Annotated in this window: 12 protein-coding genes; 1 reads left to right on the forward strand and 11 read right to left on the reverse strand. The window is 69.9% G+C overall.

Features of this window, described 5'->3' with window-relative positions; genetic code table 11:
• Positions 1–111: 111 nt before the first annotated feature.
• The 8 genes from F9C11_RS04975 to F9C11_RS05010 all read right to left on the reverse strand — a co-directional run bounded on the left by F9C11_RS04975 (position 112) and on the right by F9C11_RS05010 (position 9,345).
• Positions 112–957: a hypothetical protein gene (locus F9C11_RS04975; protein WP_409183727.1), complete on the reverse strand. Its 846-nt coding sequence runs from the start codon at positions 955–957 to the stop codon at positions 112–114.
• A 739-nt stretch (positions 958–1,696) separates the two neighbouring features.
• Positions 1,697–2,650: a helix-turn-helix transcriptional regulator gene (locus tag F9C11_RS04980; RefSeq protein WP_409183728.1), complete on the reverse strand. Its 954-nt coding sequence runs from the start codon at positions 2,648–2,650 to the stop codon at positions 1,697–1,699.
• A 62-nt stretch (positions 2,651–2,712) separates the two neighbouring features.
• On the reverse strand, positions 2,713–3,123 hold the full coding sequence (locus F9C11_RS04985) for an STAS domain-containing protein (RefSeq protein WP_409183729.1): 411 nt from the start codon (positions 3,121–3,123) through the stop codon (positions 2,713–2,715).
• 191 nt (positions 3,124–3,314) lie between these two features.
• Complete coding sequence (locus tag F9C11_RS04990) at positions 3,315–4,154, reverse strand: SDR family oxidoreductase (protein ID WP_409183730.1); 840 nt, start codon at positions 4,152–4,154, stop codon at positions 3,315–3,317.
• Positions 4,151–5,083: a patatin-like phospholipase family protein gene (locus tag F9C11_RS04995; RefSeq protein ID WP_409183731.1), complete on the reverse strand. Its 933-nt coding sequence runs from the start codon at positions 5,081–5,083 to the stop codon at positions 4,151–4,153. The genes F9C11_RS04990 and F9C11_RS04995 overlap by 4 nt, the downstream gene beginning before the upstream one ends.
• Before the next feature lie 70 nt (positions 5,084–5,153).
• Positions 5,154–6,311 (reverse strand): GGDEF domain-containing protein, encoded by a 1,158-nt coding sequence (locus tag F9C11_RS05000; RefSeq protein WP_409183732.1) that lies wholly within the window; start codon positions 6,309–6,311, stop codon positions 5,154–5,156.
• A 323-nt stretch (positions 6,312–6,634) separates the two neighbouring features.
• Entirely contained in the window at positions 6,635–8,239 is a 1,605-nt protein-coding gene (locus F9C11_RS05005) for a carboxylesterase/lipase family protein (protein WP_409183733.1), read from the reverse strand.
• A gap of 212 nt (positions 8,240–8,451) precedes the next feature.
• Positions 8,452–9,345 carry a LysR family transcriptional regulator gene (locus tag F9C11_RS05010; protein ID WP_409183734.1) on the reverse strand — a complete coding sequence of 298 codons (894 nt, stop codon included), beginning with the start codon at positions 9,343–9,345 and terminating at the stop codon, positions 8,452–8,454.
• Between the two features lie 127 nt (positions 9,346–9,472).
• Between F9C11_RS05010 and F9C11_RS05015 the strand changes: the two genes are divergently transcribed.
• Complete coding sequence (locus F9C11_RS05015; RefSeq protein WP_409183735.1) at positions 9,473–10,462, forward strand: NADP-dependent oxidoreductase; 990 nt, start codon at positions 9,473–9,475, stop codon at positions 10,460–10,462.
• 42 nt (positions 10,463–10,504) lie between these two features.
• Here F9C11_RS05015 and F9C11_RS05020 read toward each other — a convergent pair whose 3' ends face one another.
• From F9C11_RS05020 to F9C11_RS05030, 3 genes are read right to left on the reverse strand one after another with little or no spacing between them, the layout of a single operon-like run.
• Complete coding sequence (locus F9C11_RS05020; RefSeq protein ID WP_409183736.1) at positions 10,505–10,909, reverse strand: hypothetical protein; 405 nt, start codon at positions 10,907–10,909, stop codon at positions 10,505–10,507.
• Positions 10,910–10,920: 11 nt separating this feature from the next.
• Positions 10,921–14,232, reverse strand: a complete 3,312-nt coding sequence (locus tag F9C11_RS05025; RefSeq protein ID WP_409183737.1) for a hypothetical protein — start codon at positions 14,230–14,232, stop codon at positions 10,921–10,923.
• Positions 14,232–14,564 carry a hypothetical protein gene (locus F9C11_RS05030; RefSeq protein WP_409183738.1) on the reverse strand — a complete coding sequence of 111 codons (333 nt, stop codon included), beginning with the start codon at positions 14,562–14,564 and terminating at the stop codon, positions 14,232–14,234. The genes F9C11_RS05025 and F9C11_RS05030 overlap by 1 nt, the downstream gene beginning before the upstream one ends.
• Position 14,565: the final 1 nt, after the last annotated feature.

The raw sequence follows: 14,565 nt of genomic DNA on the forward strand, positions 1-14,565 counted from the left end.
CGCGGCAAGAGTCCACGCGGCGCGAAAAGGGAATCAAGGGGCATCTGGCCGGCAAACCAGGAGAGCACGGGCTGATCCGCCGAATCGCCGTCCCGGTGCGGAAAGCGCGCTTCAGTCTGGCGTTACGCCAGGCTGGCAGGCAGTATTCGCCACCGAGCGATGGGCCGCGGGGCGGCGGATTTCAGCTCGAGACTGGTGGCGCGCCGGGTTGCCCGACAGAGTCGCGCCGCAACCGTCATTACCGCCGTGCGCAGCCGTCACCGTGGCGGTCGAACCGGCGCTCGGAGACGGCGGCAGAGGCAGCGGCAGGGGCAGCTGTCCGTGCCGCGCGCCGGTTTCGCGCTCGACTTCCGCGGGTGACCGAACGTCACCCCGGTCGACAGGGCTGACCTCGGACGCGGAGCGCTCAGGAATGGCCGTGCCGACCATGGTGGCGCCCTCGACAATGTCCGGTGCCGCGACCGCTGCACCGTCGCCGCGCACCGCAGGACGGTCCACAGTGGACACCGGTTCGACCGGAGCCGACATGGTTTGCGCGGCACGCCGGGGCATCGACTCGGTTTCGTCGCCCAGCAAACCCTTGGCGGTCGCCTTCAGCACGCCGCTGGTGACGGAAAGAGCCTGGCCGGGAACATCGTGTGCGGCCTGGGAACGCTGAACCCGCGCCGCGGCGGTGAGCAAGCGGCGCACCGGCCGGGCGACGTCGTGGACCACCTCGTCGAGCCGACCGAGCTCGCCCTCAACCGGACCCGGGTCGACCGCGGACAGCACCGCGGCCGCCGGCGCACCGGCAGTATCCGGCCCGATCAGGCCAGGCGGCAGCAGGGTGTCCGCACCGGCCGTGCCGCCGGCGACCGCCCATGCCACCGCCGTGGCCGCGACCGCGCCACCGACGACGACGAGCGCGCGCAGCAAGAAGCGACTGACACCCGTGGTGTGCCGTGCTTGCTTCCGCACTCTCTTCACCGCCCCGGATCTCGCCGATCCTTTGTCCAGCCGACGAACGTTCCCGCTCGGCCGGTGCAATACCCGCACCGGAACCCTGCTGATGCGGCAACATATAACCACACCTGGCGCTTACCGCCGCGCACACTCCTTGCGCTTTATCGCTATTGCGCGGACCGATTCGACCCTGGCAATACCCGCGTTTTCCGCGCTGACCAGGCAAAACCGGTCGAAGGAATATTCCCCGACACCACGGTGCCACGCGCACTGCCGCTGCCATGCACAAATAGCGCCACCTGTCAGCAATTCACCCGACCTAGTTACCAGCAAGGAAGAAATAGCGGATTCTCGGAACACACCTGAGTGAAACAATGCGAACCCACCGCCCGACGGCGAGTCCCGGCCCCGACGTCAGGCCCTTCCCCTCGCAGGGCGGATAGCGAGAGTCTCGGGAAGATGAGGCCGCGCGCGGGGCGTGCGGCACGGGCCGCGACCGACGGGCGCGACAAAGCAGCCCCCTCGCGTCCAGCCTGAACTAATCCGCGAACCCGGCACAGGGCTGCCAGCGGCACTTCACGACGTCCCGCAGCGCCTTCTCCATCGCGGGACGACACGGCCGAGGTGCCCGGAATAACCGCAAATGTGCCCGCCCTCTGCGTCAACTGATCCCGGCGGACACTCTCCGGCATTTACCGGAGCTTGTTGTCCCCGGATTCGCCCGGCCAGCTGCCGGACCGACTATCCCTCGCGGTCACGCATCCCCTTGCAGAGCCTGCGAAGGAAGCTCCCCATAAGCAGCCCGGTAATGCGCCGTAAACGCACTGGGCCGCGTATACCCCCATCGCGCCGCGACTTGAGTCACCGTCGTTGAACCGGGCGCGGCCGCGCGCAGTTCAGCCCGCGCATGGTCGAGACGCACGCGTCGCAGGTAAGCCATCGGCGTCGTGTCGAGGTGCCGTCTAAACGCCAGCTGCACCGCACGTGCCGAGACTCCCGCTGCTTGGGCCAGTTCGGTCGCCGTGAGGTCGCGGTCCGGGTTGGCTTCGAGGTACGCGATGGCGCGGCGCAAGGCCTGCGGGTGGGCGTCGAGGTCGGTGCCGGCGCGTTCGTCCAGTGCGGTGGTGGGGAAAGCCGCGAGCACGGCGGCCGCGAGGTGCTGGCTCGCGGTGCTGGCCAGCAGCGGGTGCTCGGCAATGTCCGGGGCGGCCAGGACCTGGTCCCGCAGGTAGGTGGTGGCGGCCCGGAGGTGCTGGGCGCCCGCGGGGGAAATCGGTTTGTGGTCCAGCAATCGTACTGGCTGCTGAGTCCCGGCGACGCGGGTCAGCAGGTCCGGGTCGAGCATGGTGATGGTGTAGCGCGCCCGGCAGATCCGGCCGGAGTACGGGCGGTCGGGCGGGGCGAAGGAGAACAGGTCGCCGGGGGCGAAATCGGCGGGTTCGGCCCATCCGGCGACCTGGTGGTCCTCGATGGTGCCGGCTTCGATGTCGCAGAGGCAGATCCGGCCTAGCGGGTCGACGTCGTAGCTCATGTCGAAGTGCAGGTCGAGCTTGTCGGCGCTCACGGTGTCCGAGGCCACGCGGGTGATGTGGGCGCCTGCGTCGCGGCTGCCGCTGCCGATTCGCATCGGGGCGTAGGAGCTGCTGAGGAAAGCTTCGGTGCGCTCCAGGTCGTCGCTGTCGAACACCACGCGCCCAGGAGCGGACATACGTCGGCGGCCCTTCGTCCACGCCGGCTCCCAACGGCCGGCACCGTACAAGGACCCCCCGGTTACCCGCTTGCGCCGAGCGCCAAACCACCCCCGGCGTACCCCAGCTGGGCGCACGCGTCGTCGATGGTGCCGGCGAGACGGAGCATGACATCGACCCGGGCGACGCGCAGCGGGCGCAGCACGGCCCGGTTGCCGCCGGTGACCACGATCAGCTTCTGCTTGCGGACGTGAGCGGCGCGGTGGGTGTCGATCATCAGCGACATCCCGACGACGGCCATGAAGTCCAGGCCGGTGCAGTCGAGCACGATGTCGCGGCCGGTCCGCAGCTGCGTGGCCAGCACTTCGGCCAGTTCGCCCGCGGTGGCCAGGTCCAGCGCGCCGCGCAGTCTCACCAGTACCAGGGAGCCGACGGCCCCGCATCGGATCGCCAGGTCGCCAGGGCGCAGCGCCCGTTCGGTTGTCTCGGACATCAGCGGAGTTCTCCCTGTCGTCTGTGGCCAACGCCGCAAGGGGAATCTGCTCCCGAAGACACCGCTGAATCTCACTGCTCGGTTCCCGGCCTCTCCGCGCCGGAAGGTGGGCTTTACTCCACCGTGCAGCGTGTGGCGGAAACGGTCTAGCCGCGTAACCGAACTCCCGGGCTATCCGGAAAACGAACCGGCTACCGGCGGGTTCCTTGCTGCGCTTCGAGACCCGCCCGGTACTCCGCTCGTTCCGGGCGGTCGGCGTGCAGTGCGCGATCGTCGCGAACCAGCCGCCGGATGCGGTTGAGGACCGGCTCGGGAGTGACTCCGGCAGCCGCGGCGAGCAGGCCGACGTAGCCGGGGACGGCGATTTCGCCGCGGCGGTGGCGCACCGAATCGACGACCGCCTTGGCGACGTCTTCCGGCCGCACCTTCGGGATCGGCCGCATGTCCAGGCCGGAGGCGAGCGCGGTGTCCACCGCCGAGGGCAGCACGGCGCTGATGCTGACGCCCGCGTCCGCGAACTCCAGGCGGGTCGCGGCGGTCAGCCCCACCACGGCGAATTTGGTCGCGTTGTAGACGGCCAGCCCCTTGACCGGGAATTTGCCCGCCAGCGAGGCGACGTTCACGACGTGGCCGGAACCGCGTTCGACCATGCCGGGCAGCGCCAGCTTCAGTCCATTGAGGACCCCGCCGAGGTTGACGTCGATCTGCAGCCGGTCGGTGGCGTCGGCGAGTTCGAGGAATCCGCCGTTCGGCATGAGCCCGGCGTTGTTCACCAGCACCCGCAGCGGTCCGTGAGCCTTCTCGGCCGCGGCGAGGAAGGACGCGAACGAGTCGCGGTCGGCGACGTCGAGGTGGTGGGCGGTGCCGCCGGCCCGTTCGGCGGTTTCCCCGGCGGCCGCCTGGTTCAGGTCGCCGATCGCGACGCGGGCTCCCTTGCCGGCGAACAACTTCGCGACTGCCCGGCCGATTCCGGCGCCTCCGCCGGTGATCGCGACGGACGCGCCGGCGAGGTCGATCTTGGGGTAGGTCACGGGGTCGCTCCTTGCTCGATGGCGGCGCGCACGCGCGGCGGGGTCAGGGCGCGGCAGGCGCGAAGCACGTCGGCGCGGCGGCGGAGGTCCATGAAATTCGGGCCCATGACGTCCAGTTCGGCCGGACCCGGCTCGATGCGGAGCACGCGGATACCGGCGGCGCGGAGTTGCGTGACCTCGGCATCGACGCGCCGGGTCATCGCGTGCCGGGCGAGCCGTTCGACGCGGGCGAAACCGCGGCCGGGCGCGCCGCCGGAGGTGGACATCGGCGGGATGAGCACGACCTCCTCGACGCCGGTCTCCAGAACGAGATCCGCCGAGGTCGGCGAGACGGTGCCGCCGTCGACGTACTCGCGGCCGTCGACGGCGACCGGCGGGAACCATCCCGGAATGGCCCAGGACGCGGCGATCGCGGTGCCGAGCTCGGTCCGCTGCGCATTCCCGAACGCGACCCGCTCGCCGGTGCGGAGATCGGCCGCGACGAGCCAGGTCCGCGGGTGCTCGACCCAGCCGTCGGCAGTGGCCAGCGCGGTCCCGAGGGCACGCAGCCACCCAGCGTCGCCGCGGCCCTTGGGCAGCACACCGGCCAGTCCGGCCAGCAGGTCGGCCCGGCCGCGCAGCGCCGCGGCGGTGAGGCCGAGGCCAGGCCAAACCGGTGCCGGCCACGGCGGCAGTTTGCCCGGATGCTGTGCGAGATGCCGCCGGAGGCGTTCGTCGGCGGGTTCTCCGCCGAGCGCGGCCATGATCTCGCCGACCCCGATTCCGGAGCCGAGAAACGCTGCCATCTCCGCGCCCGCCGAGGTGCCCACCAGGACGTCCGCGTCGCGCGCGTCCCATCCCAGCTGGTCCTCGACCGCGGCGAGGGCGGCGGCGGTCCAGGCGAAGCCGAGCGTGCCGCCACAACCGAGGACCAGTGCGCGTCGGGTCATCGACCACCTCTGCGGAATCGCGTGTCAGTGGCGGAACCGTATGTCATTTCGAGGGCCGGGGCAATACCGCTCAGCCGAGGTCGGCGCTGCTGACGACCTTGTTGCGGCCGGTGTTCTTCGCCCGGTAGAGCGCCTGGTCGGCCGCGTGGACCAGGCGTTCGAGCGCAGTTCCGGACTCCGGATAGGTCGCGAGGCCGATCGACGCGGAGAGCCCGTCGATCGTCTTCGGGCCGTTCGCGGCGGGCACCTCGACGACGAGCCGCGCGATGGCTTCGCGGACCCGTTCGGCGACCACCCGGATGCCGGGTTGGCGGAGGCCGGGCAGCAGAACCACGAATTCCTCGCCGCCGAACCGGCCGACCGAGTCGTACTCGCGCACCGCGCCGGTGATCGCGGCGGCGACGGCACGCAAGACGGCGTCGCCGCTGAGGTGGCCGTGTTCGTCGTTGATCCGTTTGAAGCGGTCGAGATCCACCATCAGCACGCCGAAACTGGAGTCGGTTCGCTGCGCCCGGCCGAGTTCGCGGGCGGCGAGGGCGTGCCAGCCAGTGGTGTTGAGCAGGCCGGTCTTCTCGTCGGTGGTCGCGGCGATTTCCAGCTGCTTCACGAGAACCGCGCGGTGGATGACGAGCAGCGGCGGCAGGACGCACAGGGCCAGCTCAGCCATGGTCGTCACGGCGAGCGCGGTCAGAATGCCGAGGCAGAGGGTCGCGGCTTCGAGCAGGTTGTCTCCCCAGCCGCCGAAGAGGGTGCGCAGCGACCGGTCCGGCGCGTTGAGCCCGGGGACGGTGATCAGGGCGGCGACGACGAAGTAGGCGGCGGTCGCGAGAAAGAGGTCGCCGAAACCAGACCAGCCCGCGTGCAGAACGGACTTGAGGCTCGGAGTCGCGGTCCAGGAGAGGACGGCCGCGGCGGCCTGGCAGGTGACGACGACCAAGGCGGCGTTGAACACGACGCGAAAGGCCGAGACGCGGCGGACGCGGTACGGGCTTCGGGTGGCCAGATAGAGGTAGAGGATCGCGACGAGTCCAGTGACCAGGGCCGACGGAAGCAAGAGCACGCCGGCGAAGCTCCACACCGAGGTCAAGTTGATGTGCGGGGTGCCGGATCTGAGCCGGAGCCGTTCGACCTCGCGGCCCAGTTCGGCCTGCAGCAGACCGCATCCGCTCAGCAGGCCGAAGACGAGCAGGTCCCGGCCGGAGAAGTGTTCTGCGCGGGCAGCGGTCACGGTCGCTACTGCCGCGACGGCTTCGATCAGGAGACAGTAGGCGATCAAACTGGGCCGCTGGTTCCACAGATTCCACCGCGACAGCGAGACCGCTCCACGGAAAGAACGCGCCGATCTGTCCGCGAGATCGGTTTCAGCCGTGCCCAATGCGCTGCCCCATGCCGTCCCCTCCACCCTGACTGGCCAGCGTGTCCCCCCGACGGACCTTCCACGGTAGTCGGCGGGGTCCACGCTGTCAGCCGAGTTCGGAAAACGTTGCGAGAAGCCGGGATCGCGACTGTGCGGGCAGCTTTTGCCTTCCCGCACAGCTGGTTATCGGAGCCCTATCGGTGGTGTGCGAAGGGAGTCAACGGGTTCCAGAGTTCCGCGCAGTGATGCTGCCTCGGGATCTCCGTGGTGAGCTGACTGTCTCCCGCGGCGTTGAGCGCCAGGACCACGGGATTGTCCTTGGTGTAAGGATCCCACTGCGGCGCACCGTCCACAGTGGGGTTTCCGGTGCGGGCGAAACCGGCCCACTGCGTCAGAATCTGGTCGGCGAGCACCTGCTGGTTGGGGGTGAGCTGGACGCCGTTCGGGAACATCAGCAGCCATTCGGCGACGTGGTAGGCACCGTTCGGTTTGGCGGGGTCGACGAAGAACTGCGGCGGGATATCGGTGTCGTCGACCTGGTAGGCGAAGACCGGGAGGTGCCGCGAGAGCCGCTCGTCGTTGAGCAGCGCGGGACACACCGAGTTGGAGTCGGCGACGGCGGTCCGGTAGGCGAGATACGGGGCTGGCGCGGGATACCGCTTGAGCGGATACGTCTCGCGGACCTCATCGGCGTGCTTTCCGTACTGTTCCTTGATGAATTTCTCGTAATCGGCTTCGGTGGCGGCGTATGGGAGTTGAGTTTCGTCGCGGTCGACGCCGTGCATCAGCGCTACGTGATTGACTCGCCCGGTGGCGAAAGCCTCGGCGGGTGACATCGGCAGAGTCTTGCCGTCGACGATCGGCGCGACCGTTCCATTGTCGGGATTTCTTCCGTGGTCGGCCTGTTTGAGCACCGTCTCCGCGGGCAGCGCACGCAGGCAGGCGGCGGTGGAACAGCCCAGCGCCGCGGCGAACCGGGCACCCTTTTCCCGCGCTTGTTTCTCAGTGGGCAATTGTGCTTTGCAGTCCTGTGTTTGCCAGATGATGTCGACGCCGAGCAGCGAGTTGTACTCCCCGCTTTGGCTGATCCCGCGCTTGAACAGCCCGGCCGAGGCCGGCGAAGCGGTGTGGGCGCAGACGCTCGAACCGCCCGCGGAATCGCCGTAGATCGTGACATTGTGCGGATCGCCACCGAACTTCGCGATGTTGCGTTGCACCCAGCGAAGCGCGGCCTGCTGATCCTGAAGGCCGTAGTTGCCCGCGTGCGCACCGAACGATTCGTGCGCCAGGAAACCGAAAATCCCAAGCCGGTAATTGAACTCCACGCTGATGACGTGCCCCGCGGTCACGAGACGACTCGCGTCCGTCGGCTTCCACAGCAGGAATCCGCCGCCGTGGATCTGCACCATCACCGGAAGCGGACCGGGACCCGCGTTGGCCGGGACGCGCACGGTCAGGTTGAGGCAATCCTCGTTGGCCGACCCGGGACCGGTACCGGGCGGCTGCGGACACTCGGTGCCCTCCTCGGTAGCAGCGAACGGCTCAGTCCAGTGCGCGGGCCGCTGCGGTGCCGCCCAACGCAACTCGCCCACTGGCGGTGCGGCATACCGAATCCCTTGCCACGACTTGATCTCCGCACCCGCGATACCGCACACCGGTCCGTCGTCGGTAGTCACGGTGGTGCCGGGCGAACAAGCTGGCGCGCCCGCTTTGGTGGCCACCGCCGCCGATCCGGCCAGCGACAGCACCACCCCCACGACAGCGGCCAAGACCGCGGGTGCCTTTCCGGCGAATCTCATCCGTCCTCCTTCGCTCCCGCCTGGCCGGGGAGGCCGAACGAACGACGAGCAGCACGCACCGAACAGGCGGTTACCGGCATGGGCTCGGCCAATGCCCGGCTGCGGGCCATTGCCCGCGTGCCTCAAGTCTGACCGCCGCGAGGGGAGGCACAACCTCCGTTCGGGCGCGCGGGAGGGGTCAAATTCCCGGGGACGATGGTCTTTGTCGAGGATCAAGCCGCGCCGGGGAACTCCGCTTCGGCGACCGCGCGCAATTCCCGGACCAATTCGCGCACCGCAAGGGATTGCGCGCCCGCGTAGGTGGCCACGTACCCGATTCTCCGGGTGGGCGGGTCGGCGATCGGCGTGACCGCGACTCCCGGCGGGATGGCGGCGAGGGTGAGTTTCGGCAGGATCGCCATGCCGATTCCTTGCGCCACCATGGAAAGGACCACTCCGTCGTCGGCGACCTCCATTTTCGCCGAGGGCAGCCAGTCTTGCCGGGCCCACCAGGACCGCGTGTACGAGGAGCAGTTTTCCGGCCAGTCGAGCAACGGCAGGCTGCGCGATTCGGCGCGGCTGGCCGGGTTGACCAGGAAGTACGGCTCGCGGAACAGTTCTCCGGCGACCAATCCGGCCGGCGGGGCTTCTTCTTCGCTGAGGGTGGCGATGGCGACGTCCGCGCGGCCGTCGGCGACCTCGCCCGCGGTGCCGCGGCCTATTTCGGGGACGATCAGGACCTGCGGGTGCAGGCCGGAATGCTTGGCGGTCAAGCGTTCCAGGGCTGCGGGCAGGAGGTGTGCGGCAGCGCTGCGGAAAGCGGCGATCCGCAGGGGTCCGGTGAGGGTTCCCGCTGCCGCGCCGCGGGCTTCGGCGCGGAGAACGTCGAGTTGGCGCAGGATCAGCCGGGCGTGCACGAGTGCGCGGGCCCCGGCGGCGGTCGGGCGGGCGCCCGTTCGGCCGCGGTCGAAGAGGATGGCGCCGACCTTGCGTTCGCAGGTCCGTACGGCGTGCGAGACCGCGGACTGGGTGAGGCTCAGCTCGGCGGCCGCGGCGGTGAAGCTGCCGGTGCGCTCCACCGCGAGCAGCAGGCGCAGCTCGCCCGGCGTGAGGTCGACAGCATCCATGCGACCAGCCTAGCCGCAGCCATGAACAGGATTCATGGATTGGCCCGGTCCATCGATCCGGACCTCTGCCGGGACGCCGCCGAGCTGCCTAAGTTTGCTGGTCAGAGCCCTTCCTTAAGGAGATCCCGTGTCCCTGACCGCCGTCCGCCAGGTCCGCCGCCCCGAGGGCGCGCCGAGTGCCGCCGACTTCGAGTTCGTCACCCAGCCGCTGCCGGACCTCGCTGCCGGACAGGTGCTGGTCGAAAACCGTTACCTGTCCGTCGATCCGTACATGCGCGAGTTCATGGAATGGGGCGGCTGGGAACTCGGCGCGGGGCTGGAGGGCCGTTCGATCGGCGAGGTGGTCGAGTCGAAGGAGCCGGCGCTGCCGGTCGGCACGACGGTGTTCCACCGGCACGGCTGGGCGACCCACGCGGTCCTCACCAGCGCCGACGTCCGGACGATCGTCCCGGCGGACGGCGTTCCGCTGAGCGCTTACCTCGGCGTTCTCGGCGGGACCGGGCTCACCGCGTACGTCGGCCTGACCCGGGTCGCACAGGTCCGCCCCGGCGATGACGTATTCATCTCCGCCGCTGCCGGTGCGGTCGGCAGCGCGGCCGGGCAGCTCGCGCGGTTGCTCGGCGCGGGACGCATCGTCGGCAGCGCCGGATCCGCGGCGAAGGTCGAGCACCTGACCCGCGACCTCGGTTTCGACGCCGCCTTCAACTACCACGACGGCCCGGTCACCGACCTGCTCGCGAAAGCGGCTCCGGACGGCATCGACGTGTACTTCGACAACGTCGGCGGGGACCACCTGGCCGCCGCGATCGACGCCCTGCGCGACTACGGCCGCGTCGCCTGGTGCGGTTCAGTCGCGCAGTACAACAGCCTGCGCACGCCGCCGAGCGCGCCGCACAATCTGTACGACGTGGTCGGGAAAAGCCTTCGCATCGAAGGGTTTCTGGTGCGCAATCACCTCGACGCGCGCGAGGAGTTCGAGGAATTCCTGATCCCGCACGTCCGCAGCGGCAAGGTGCTGGTCGACGAGACCATGGCAGAAGGGTTTTCCAGCATCGTGGACGCGTTCATCGGGATGCTGCGCGGGGAGAACGTCGGGAAAATGCTGGTGCGGATCTGACCTCCGGGAGGGGGCAGGCGAGCCCCCTCCCGAGGCAGAACCTCAATCGCGCCAACGGTTGTTGAGGAAGGCGTCGTCGTCCTCATCGTCTTCCACTGGACGCGGGCGACGCGCCGGACGCCGCGGCGGCTCGCTCCGCAGGGCGGGCTGATTCGGGGTCACCGCGAACGGGGACGCCGAACCGGGCTCGTTGCCGAACTCGTCGGAATCGAACGCCGAGGGCGGATCGGTGCTCGGCCGGTCCGTGCTCCACCCGGACTTGGTCTTGCGCTTCCCCAGCTCCCGCCGGTGCTGGACGTACCGTTCGGCCGCCTGCACCTGTTTGGTCATGTACTCCTGGGACCGCGCCTTGATCTCCTCGGCCTTCTGCTCGCGCAGCGCCCTCCGGTCGGCCTGCTCCCGGACCAGCGCGTCCAGTTCGGCCTTCATCGCGGCGGTTTCGCTCATGCGTCCCTCCCCTACCTGGTCCGGATGATCGGCGCGTCGTCGTCATCGTCGAGTGAACCAGTGATCCGGCTGGCGGGTTCGGCGAGGTTGTCGAAGACCGCGCCCTCCACGCGGTACGCCGCGCGCCGCTCGGTCTCGCCACCGCCGCCACCGCCGCCGTGCCCGCCGCCCATCGGACCCATGCCGGGCATCCCGGCGCCGCCGGACTGACCCGGCTGGCCGGAATGGTCGCTCGCCGGGGCCGGGAAACCGCCGCCGGAGTGGGTGCCGGACACCGGAGTGTGGTCGACCCCGACCACCGGCCCGCCGTGCAGCGGAGCGCTCGGCGCGCCAGCGGGCACGCCCGGACCGCCGGTGTGCGAGACCTCCGGACCCGGCCCGCCCTCGATCGGATGCCCCGGCGCTCCGCTCGGAACCCCGTGGTGCAGCGGCTGGACGGGTGCTCCCGCGAGGTGGCCGCCGCCGTGCGAGGTCCCCTGGGCGGGACCGTCTCCCGCCGGATGCACCGCGTGCCCGCCGGACGGGTCGCCGGTGTGCGAGGCCCCCTGGGCGGGACCGTCTCCCGCCGGGTACACCGGGTGCCCGCCGGACGGGTCGCCGATGTGCGAGATTTCCGGACCCGGACCGCCCATCGGAGGCACCGGGTGGCTGCTGCTGGGCGAGGCGCCGCCGTGCCCGTTGGCCTCGGGTCCCTTGTGGTCGCCGGGATGCTGGCCGGGATCGTCGCCCGCGTGGTGGCGGCCGGTGCTGTCGCCGGGTGTCTCCGGACCGTGGTCGACCGGACGCTTGTCCTCCTCGCCGAGCGTGTACGTCGTCGGGTTGCCCTTGCCGTCGTCGACCGTGACGACGGTCGGCCCGTTCGGCCCGTCCGGCCGCTCGGCGGTGATCTTCGTGTCGCCGTCGCGGAGGTGGATCTTGCCGTCCGGACCGGGGTGGTGGACGTCGGGCTGGCCGCCGTCGGACGCGGACTTGTCGTCGGACCAGTCGATCTTGAAGTCCTTGACCGGCCCGGAACCCTCGCCGATCTTGATGTCCATCTTGCCGTCCGCGTCCGGCTCGGACATCTCGAAGGTTTTGTCGCCCTGCTTGACCTTCAGGACATCGCGGCCGTCTTCGTCGGGCTTGCCGTCGTGGTTCTTGTCGGCATCCGGCTTGCCGTCGTCCGGTTTGCCGTCGTGGTCCTTGTCGTCGCCGGGCTTTCCGTCCTCGCCGCCGACCCCGCCGTCGGCGGGGTCGGTCTTGATCGGCGGACCGTCCACCGGACCACCGCCGGGGGAACCGCCGCCGCCCTTTTCGCCGGGAGCCTTGTCGTCGCCGGGAACCTTGTCGTCAGGGCCCTTTCCGTCCGGGCCTTTGCCGTCGGGGCCCTTGCCGTCCCCGCCAGTCGAACCGGGCTCGCCGCCGCCCGGCCCGCCGAGGGGAGCGCCGCCGTGGCTGCCCAGCGCGTCCTTCTTCAACGACTCCATCGCGGCCTCGGCCTTTTGCTTCGCCTCGGCCTGAGCCTTCTGCTTCGCCTCTTGCTCGGCCCGCTGCCGGGCCTCTTCCTCGGACTGGCCGTGGTCCTGCCCGCCGCCGGAACCGCCCGAGCCGGGCCCTCCGGAACCGGACCCGCCGCCGGAGTCGGTCTTGATCGGCGGACCGTCCACCGGACCGCCACCGCCAGTCCCGCCACCCGGACCCCCACCGAGGGGACCGCCGCCCGGCGCATCGGACGGAACATCGAGTTCGGGAACCTTCGCGCCGCCCCCGCCGGAGCCGCTGCCAGACCCGCCTCCCGAACCGGATCCGCCGCCGGTGCCGCCTCCCGTGCCGCCGCCGAAACCGCCCCCGGTCCCGCCGGAATGGTCACCCTGCGGAATGTCCGAACCGGACCCGCCGCCAGTTCCACCGCCGGATCCACCGCCGAAGCCGCCACCCGGACCGCCTCCGTAGCCGCCCTGACCGCCAGACCCCGGACCGCCGGATCCACCGCCGAAGCCGCCACCCGGACCGCCTCCGTAGCCGCCCTGACCGCCAGACCCCGGACCGCCGGACCCCTGCCCGCCGCTCTGGCCGCCTCCGCCGGGACCGCCACCGCCAGGCCCCTGCCCACCGCCGCCAGGACCGCCGGAACCGCCAGCGCCGCCAGCCCCGCCGTCCTCGGCGCCCTCGAACTTGTTCTTGAGCTTGCCCATCTCCTTGTCGAGGGCGTCGTAGGCCTTGTCGACGAGGTCCTTCGCGTCCTTGCAGGCCTTCTCGAACCCCTGGTAGATGGTGTCCCACATGTCGGGGTTGAACTGGTTCATGATCCACTGCTTGGCGAGGTCCTTGCCGTGGCTCTGGATCTCGTCGTCGTTGCAGCAGCCCTGGTCGTTGAGGGTGTCGACCAGGTTGGTGCCGAAGTTGTAGTCCATCCAGCCGGCGATCTGGGCCAGGTCCTCGATGCTGCCGTGCTCGCCGTTGGCGACCGCGATGACCTTCTGCGCCATCGTGTAGTCCGCCTTGCCGACCTGGTCGCGGTACAGCGCGATGACCTGGTCGGCCTTCCCCTTGCACAGGTCGAACAGCGTTTTCGTGGTGTGCAGCACCGCTTCGCTGGCGTGGCTGAGGTCGTCCCCCAGCTTCGCGGCCTTCTTCTGGATGCTTTCGTTGTACCGGTCCGCGGCCGCGTCGGCGCCGGCTCCGGTCCAGGTCCCGAACAGGGTGCCCAGTTCGGTTCCGGTCTCGGTCAGCGTCGACTTCACGGTTTCCGAGCCGTGCTTGAAATGCATGGCGTCGTTGACGAAGCCCTCGAAGCTGATCCCGCGCTGCTCGTCGAACGGGCCGCGGATGTCCTTGTCGAGGTCGAGCTTGCGAGTGGACCCCTTGCAGTCGTCCGGGATCTTCTCGAGCAGCCCGCCGAAGGTCTCGAACACTCGCAGCGCGGGGGCCGCGGTGTCGAAGATTTCGTCGGACGTCTTCGTGCCGGTGGCCCCGGCGTCCTTGCCCTCGCCGGGAGCGGGCGGCTGCTTCTTGCCGAGCTCGTCCTTGCCCTTGTCGACCTCTTTGCGCTTCGCGTCCTGGTTGTAGCTGTTCTGCTGGCCCTTCCGCCGGGCTTCCTCGTAGATCTCCTCGAGCTTCGGGGCCCCGCCCGGCGCCGCGAACGGGTCGTTCGGAATCAGGATGAACGTCCGCCCGTAGGACTTGATGTACTTGGCGACTTCGTCGCCCTCTTCGCCGCCCGGGTTCGGATGCTCGTTGACCCACGCCCGAAGCAGGCCGTCCTTCAACGCCGGCGGCACCGCCGAGTCGTCGAGCAGTTTCTTGACATCCGGCCACGTCTTCGGCTGGTTTTCGTCCGCCATCAGAGAATCCCGTCGACGCCGTTGCCGGTCTTGGTGATGGTGCCGGCCTGGTTGTCCTCGTTCGTGCCGTAGGCCGATCCGGCGGTGCCGATGTTCGTGCCGAACGCTTCGAGGGCCTTGCTGTAGCCGGAAAGCGCGCCCCAGAGCTGTTTGGTTCCCTCGAGGTACTTGTCGGCGTGCGCCTGGTGCACCCGGCCGAATTTCTCCTTGGTCAGCTCGGAGTTCTCCAGGTCGGGATTGTCGTCAAGCAGTTTCTCCGCCAGGTCACCGATGTTCTTCGCCGCGTTCGACAACGCCTGGGTTGTCGCGGTGTACCCGCCCCCACCGCTCATT

It is taken from the genome of Amycolatopsis sp. VS8301801F10, from assembly GCF_046195355.1.
In the GTDB taxonomy this organism is placed as follows: Bacteria; Actinomycetota; Actinomycetes; order Mycobacteriales; family Pseudonocardiaceae; genus Amycolatopsis.